This window comes from Pseudomonas sp. NPDC088890, from assembly GCF_044900155.1.
GTDB lineage: Bacteria > Pseudomonadota > Gammaproteobacteria > Pseudomonadales > Pseudomonadaceae > Aquipseudomonas > Aquipseudomonas urmiensis.
Genome location: NZ_JBJDNG010000029.1, coordinates 1 through 3,293, shown reverse-complemented (window position 1 = coordinate 3,293; position 3,293 = coordinate 1). Strand labels below are relative to the sequence as shown.

Genomic DNA, 3,293 nt, shown 5'->3' with positions numbered 1-3,293 from the left:
AAGGATGTGCTCACGGGTTTGTGGCATCGGACCATCGGAGGCCGAGCAAACCAGGATCGCGCCGTCCATCTGGGCAGCACCGGTGATCATGTTCTTCACGTAGTCAGCGTGACCTGGGCAGTCGACGTGAGCGTAGTGACGAATGTTCGAGTTGTACTCGACGTGAGCGGTGTTGATGGTGATACCGCGCGCTTTCTCTTCTGGAGCCGAGTCGATCTTGTCGAACTCAACGACTGCCGAACCGAAAACTTCGGAGCAGACGCGAGTCAGAGCTGCGGTCAGAGTGGTTTTACCATGGTCAACGTGGCCGATAGTGCCAACGTTAACGTGAGGTAGGGAACGATCAAACTTTTCCTTAGCCATCGATACAGTCCTCCGCAGAAGAAAATAGTCACTACTACCGATAAAACAAAGGCAGATATTTTCATATCTGCCTTGTTATATGGAGCTCTTGAGCGGACTTGAACCGCTGACCTCACCCTTACCAAGGGTGTGCTCTACCAACTGAGCTACAAGAGCGAAACACATTGTGCAAAAACAGCAAACTTGGAGCGGGTAGCGGGAATCGAACCCGCATCATCAGCTTGGAAGGCTGAGGTTCTACCACTAAACTATACCCGCGAGGCTTGCAGCTCTCGCTAAAAATGGTGGAGGGGGAAGGATTCGAACCTTCGAAGTCGAAGACGGCAGATTTACAGTCTGCTCCCTTTGGCCGCTCGGGAACCCCTCCTGAGCGTGGGCGGCATTTTCAACTCTTGCCGACCCGTTGTCAAGCTTTTTTCAATTAAATCTTGAAGTTAGCTACTTTGACAACAACTTCCGGTCCTACCACCTCAGTGGTGTTCCCTGCGAAGCGGGCGCCATTCTATCAAGCTATTCGCCAGTTGCAATACCCCCGCAGAAAATAATTTTGTGTTTTAAGTCTTTGAAATCCTTGGAAAGAGTGGCAAGCACGGATTGGTCCAGTAAACGCTCGCTTTCCGGGGCTACCTTCAGCCACATACCGTCTGCGCCCGGTAGCTGACCGGACACTACCAGGGTGGTGATATCCAGGCTAAGTAGGCGCTGGCGTAGCGCATCGAGCTGATCCCGAGCTGGCAGACCACCAATTACCAGGCACTCATCACGACGTCGCGCCGGCGCTGCAGCCCCCGTCTCACGCAGCAGGCGGATCTCCTGCTGGTTACCTTTATAGAGAGAAAGCGGCGCGACCTCTTTGACCCTCAACGGCGCCTCTTGCTGGTGCCAGACGTAGTAGACGACATTGAGCACCAGCAACAACAGAAACAACCAACGCATAGGCACCTCAATCCAATGGACAAGCCATCGCCAAGCCAACGAAGACCAGGTCAGGCACAACGCGGGCCTGAGGCGCAGCTTCGCGCACCAGCGGCGCATCGCCACCAGTCAGGAACACAGTGAAACTTTCACCCCACAAAGCTCGAGCCTGCTCGATCTGTGTGCGGGCAAACCCTTGCAGCATCAGCACACAACCGCGCTCCACCGCCTCGACTGTCGAGCGACCAGGCGCAAGCGTGCTCACAGCGCGCTCAGCCGATGCATCATCGTAGCGAATTCGCCGGGTATGGGTACGCAATTGACTGCGCATCAGCGGCATACCCGGACAAATATAACCACCCAGGTGCTCACCATCGGCGGCGACGAAGTCAGCCTTGGCCGCAGTACCCAAGTCGATTACCAGGCACGCACCTTTTGCCAGGTGGTAGGCACCCAAGGCAGCTAGCCAGCGATCCATGCCCAGGCGCTGATAGTCATCATATCCATTACGCACTCCAGCCATTTCCTGCACAGGCAGAGCGACTTGCGCCTGGATAGCGAAGCCAGCATGCAACAGGGCACGCAGTGCGTCCGTTTCCTCTTCGCTACGGACACTGACTATCCTACAGCCCTTCAAGCGTACTGACGGCAAGGCCGAGACCGCCTCCAATAGCGCCTGATCCGAGTCGACAATGCCGCCACCGACAATTGTCGCGTCGGCAGCATGAATCACCCGCCACTTGATGAAGCTGTTACCGCAGTCGAGCTCAAGAATCATCACGCAACCTCAAACTGAGCTCACCACCACTAAAGCTCTTTTCCACACCTTCAACCTCAAGACGCAATCCGCCCTGTCCATCCACGCCAAGAACAACGCCATCAGTGTGGCTGCTGCCGGCGATCAGCGATACCTTGCGACCCTGCCACAGATGCGCTTGCTCCCATTCTTCCTGGAAGGCGGCGAAGCCATAACGACGGTGCCGGGCCAGCTCATGCTGCAGTTGCTGATTGAGCCTGGCGACCAGCAGATTACGATCAATAGAGGCGCCCGCCTCCAGTCTCATCGAGGTCCATTGCTGGTCGACCTGGTCGTTGAGCTGCATGTTCACGTTGATACCAATCCCCAGCACCACATGGCAAACGTCAGCCGGATCACCGACAAGCTCCAGCAAGATCCCGGCGATCTTCTGATCACCGACCAGAACATCATTTGGCCATTTAAGGCCCGCCTGCTTGACGCCAAATGTCTGCAGGGTACGCATGACTGCCAGCCCAACCACCAGGCTTAAACCCTCGAGCTGGCGCATGCCGCCCTCAACACGCAGCACCAAGCTGTAGTAGAGGTTCTCAGCGAAGGGGCTGACCCATTGTCGACCCCGCCGACCGCGCCCAGCACTTTGGCGTTCGGCCAATACTAGAAATGGCGCCGCCCTACCCTGCGCAATACCACGTAAAGCTTCGGCATTGGTCGAATCGATCGCATCGTGAATAAACAACGGCCACTGCTCGCCTTCGCAGAGATCGCTAATCGCTTGCGACTCAAGCAATGCCAGCGGCGCGGCTAATTGATAGCCACGACCTCGGACCTTATGAATGGTCAGGTTCAATTCGGCTTCCAGGTGCTGCAGCTGCTTCCAAACGGCGCTGCGGCTCACCCCGAGAGCTTCCCCGAGCGCCTGCCCGGAATGAAACCGGCCATCCTTGAGGAGGTTCAACAACTTCAGCATGCCAGTCTCGACTTGGAATAAGGCTGGAATGATAGCCATGGCCCGAAGGCTTGCATAGGAAAAGGGCGCATTCCGAACTCGGCCGGGGCTAACTGAGATGCTCGAGGGATAAAGGCGGGAGAGGGGGTACCAGGGGTTGAGCGAGCTGTCAGTTGCGGCCTCTTCGCGGGCAAGCCCGCTCCTCAAGGGGTGCGGCAAGGCCAGGTATCGGGCGCGGCAATATAGCAGGCTGGAAAAGACAAAACCCCTACCTGCTCGCGCAGATAGGGGTTTTGCGAAATGAATCTT

General features: G+C 56.6%; 4 protein-coding genes and 3 tRNA genes. All 7 read right to left on the bottom strand.

All coding sequences use genetic code 11. The features are described from left to right. The coding region (locus ACI2JX_RS25000) for a GTP-binding protein (protein WP_404691216.1) at positions 1-363 on the bottom strand (363 nt) is incomplete at its 3' end. An 80-nt stretch (positions 364-443) separates the two neighbouring features. Beyond that, positions 444-519 (bottom strand) — tRNA-Thr (locus tag ACI2JX_RS24995). 28 nt (positions 520-547) lie between these two features. After that, positions 548-621: transfer RNA gene (locus tag ACI2JX_RS24990), tRNA-Gly, on the bottom strand. 24 nt (positions 622-645) lie between these two features. Further along, a tRNA-Tyr gene (locus tag ACI2JX_RS24985) sits at positions 646-730 on the bottom strand. A 143-nt stretch (positions 731-873) separates the two neighbouring features. Further along, complete coding sequence (locus ACI2JX_RS24980; RefSeq protein WP_404691215.1) at positions 874-1,299, bottom strand: hypothetical protein; 426 nt, start codon at positions 1,297-1,299, stop codon at positions 874-876. Between the two features lie 7 nt (positions 1,300-1,306). After that, positions 1,307-2,056: a pantothenate kinase gene (locus ACI2JX_RS24975; protein ID WP_264236556.1), complete on the bottom strand. Its 750-nt coding sequence runs from the start codon at positions 2,054-2,056 to the stop codon at positions 1,307-1,309. Further along, positions 2,046-3,005 (bottom strand): bifunctional biotin--[acetyl-CoA-carboxylase] ligase/biotin operon repressor BirA, encoded by a 960-nt coding sequence (gene birA / locus ACI2JX_RS24970; RefSeq protein ID WP_368973752.1) that lies wholly within the window; start codon positions 3,003-3,005, stop codon positions 2,046-2,048. Before birA ends, ACI2JX_RS24975 begins: the two co-directional genes overlap by 11 nt. Between the last annotated feature and the right edge of the window lie 288 nt (positions 3,006-3,293).

Bases quoted from the DNA above. Each gene is read 5' to 3' on its own strand.
- ACI2JX_RS24980 (WP_404691215.1), bottom strand. From the start codon at position 1,299: ATGCGTTGGTTGTTTCTGTTGTTGCTGGTGCTCAATGTCGTCTACTAC.
- ACI2JX_RS24975 (WP_264236556.1), bottom strand. From the start codon at position 2,056: ATGATTCTTGAGCTCGACTGCGGTAACAGCTTCATCAAGTGGCGGGTG.
- birA (WP_368973752.1), bottom strand. From the start codon at position 3,005: ATGCTGAAGTTGTTGAACCTCCTCAAGGATGGCCGGTTTCATTCCGGG.